General features: G+C 52.3%; 1 protein-coding gene. It reads left to right on the top strand.

Annotation, left to right across the window (positions count from 1 at the left end; all coding sequences use genetic code 11):
* Window positions 1–63: 63 nt before the first annotated feature.
* Window positions 64–768 (top strand): IS6-like element IS26 family transposase, encoded by a 705-nt coding sequence (locus tag RRF55_RS27165; protein WP_001067855.1) that lies wholly within the window; start codon window positions 64–66, stop codon window positions 766–768.
* Window positions 769–820: the final 52 nt, after the last annotated feature.

Genomic DNA, 820 nt, shown 5'->3' with positions numbered 1-820 from the left:
GGCACTGTTGCAAATAGTCGGTGGTGATAAACTTATCATCCCCTTTTGCTGATGGAGCTGCACATGAACCCATTCAAAGGCCGGCATTTTCAGCGTGACATCATTCTGTGGGCCGTACGCTGGTACTGCAAATACGGCATCAGTTACCGTGAGCTGCAGGAGATGCTGGCTGAACGCGGAGTGAATGTCGATCACTCCACGATTTATCGCTGGGTTCAGCGTTATGCGCCTGAAATGGAAAAACGGCTGCGCTGGTACTGGCGTAACCCTTCCGATCTTTGCCCGTGGCACATGGATGAAACCTACGTGAAGGTCAATGGCCGCTGGGCGTATCTGTACCGGGCCGTCGACAGCCGGGGCCGCACTGTCGATTTTTATCTCTCCTCCCGTCGTAACAGCAAAGCTGCATACCGGTTTCTGGGTAAAATCCTCAACAACGTGAAGAAGTGGCAGATCCCGCGATTCATCAACACGGATAAAGCGCCCGCCTATGGTCGCGCGCTTGCTCTGCTCAAACGCGAAGGCCGGTGCCCGTCTGACGTTGAACACCGACAGATTAAGTACCGGAACAACGTGATTGAATGCGATCATGGCAAACTGAAACGGATAATCGGCGCCACGCTGGGATTTAAATCCATGAAGACGGCTTACGCCACCATCAAAGGTATTGAGGTGATGCGTGCACTACGCAAAGGCCAGGCCTCAGCATTTTATTATGGTGATCCCCTGGGCGAAATGCGCCTGGTAAGCAGAGTTTTTGAAATGTAAGGCCTTTGAATAAGACAAAAGGCTGCCTCATCGCTAACTTTGCAACAGTGCC

The sequence above is a fragment of the Klebsiella sp. K47 genome (genome assembly GCF_051858335.1).
Taxonomy (GTDB): domain Bacteria; phylum Pseudomonadota; class Gammaproteobacteria; order Enterobacterales; family Enterobacteriaceae; genus Klebsiella; species Klebsiella pneumoniae.
This window is presented reverse-complemented; position numbering and strand designations above follow the sequence as displayed.